Raw genomic sequence first — 1,721 nt, 5'->3', positions numbered from 1 at the left:
GCAGAAACCCATTACCATGATGAACAGGGTGATGCCACCATGCATCATAAATCAGAAGTCAACTCTGGAGGCTCAACAACGCTTTCCTCTGGAAAAGATTTGAATATTTTAGGCTCTGATGTTCAAACAAAGGATAAACTTCTCTTGCAAGCTGAGAGGAATGTTTCGATTGATGCCACACGCAACAGTATGGACAATCAGAATGGGAGTGAAACATCTCATGTTGCCTTACACAATGGCTCTCATCTAAGTTCTGGAAAAGAGACCACTGTTATCTCGGGTGGCGATATCCATATTGCTGCTTCCGATATAGATGCCAAGGGTAATGTTGCTCTTGGCGCCCAAGGGGAGGTAACAATAGGGGTAAGAAACGATGAAGTGGAATATCATCTTCGCACCAAAAACACGAAAGTGGATATGCAAGCCTCTCATGCCGTTGGCTCTTCGATAAAATCGGGAGGTGACACCACTGTCATTGCAGGGCAGGATGGCAAACCGCATGATCTTAGCATCACAGGCAGTTCCATTGCTGCTGATGGCAAGGTGGGGCTGAAAGCCAGCAACGATGTCCTGATCAATAATGCAGAGGATAGCTTACATTATGAGATGTCGTATCACAAAGAGGGTGGGGTGTTTAGTAGCAGCAAATCTGAGCATAACAAGATGGATGTGCGCCAAGTTGTGGGGTCAAGCATAACAGGGGGTGAAGGCATTGCCATTGATTCCGGAAACAACACGGAAGTTGTCGCCTCGACACTCGTAGCCGGTAAGGCAGAGGAAACGTCAGGAGAGAAAGCACTAGGAGATCAGAAAAAAGCGGATATTACCATTCACTCTGGGGGAAAGATTGTCATAAAAGGCGCCCAAGAACAGTTGGATCAGCAAGCACAATCGTCATCAAGTGGCTTTTTGCATGAGAAATCGTCCGATACATCTCAATCTCATACCACAACGGTCTCCTCTATCCTTGGGGCAACGGGCAACATCGTGTTAGACGCACAAGGAGAAGCCAAGATTTCTGCTTCTCATCTTCTTTCCGGTCAAGATATCAATGTGAGCGGAGAAAGTGTGACGATTGATGGCATGACAGATCATCATAAGAGCCATTCAGAGACCCATGAAACAGGTTTTGGTGTGGGATCAGGCAAGAACTTTGTGTCGATATACGGGAGTGAGGGAAAGACAGAAAATGAAGAGAGTTTTGAACATCAAGGTTCTTCTCTCAATGCGGATGGCAATATCACCATCACCGCCACCAAAAAAGATGTGAACGTGGTGGGCTCTGATCTTGCGGGTGAGAATATTAACCTTTCGGCAGCGCATGATGTGAATGTGCTTGTTGGTCATAATAGCCATAAGTCAAACTCTGTAGAAGAACGGGAAGGCTTTGGGTTTCAGTTTGAAAAGAGCAAAAGCGGTGCTTCTGTAGGTGTTGGAATTGCAAGCGCCAAAGATACGGGCGATCAATGGGAAACCACTTCCACACAATCACACATCACGGCACGCCAAGATGTGCAGATTACTGCTGACAATGATGTGAATTTACAAGCAGCCATTGTTTCGGCGGATCGTGATGTCAACATGGATGCCGGCAATAATATCACGCTTTCAGAAAGCTATGATACCTCTAACGGCAAAGAGACACATGAAAAGTCTTTTGCTGGTGTGACAGGCTCTGTCAATGTGGGCATTCTTGGTACAGTAAAAGATGTAAAGGATGC

Annotated in this window: 1 protein-coding gene; it reads left to right on the top strand. The window is 46.0% G+C overall.

The genetic code is table 11. From position 1 onward, the window contains the following. A partial coding sequence (locus tag ACFINE_RS09655; protein WP_375621881.1) for a hemagglutinin repeat-containing protein occupies positions 1-1,721 on the top strand: 1,721 nt, incomplete at both ends.

It is taken from the genome of Bartonella sp. AA97HXZ, from assembly GCF_042196985.1.
GTDB lineage: Bacteria > Pseudomonadota > Alphaproteobacteria > Rhizobiales > Rhizobiaceae > Bartonella.
Note: the sequence above shows the minus strand (reverse complement) of the source record. Positions and strands in the feature narration are given on the sequence as shown.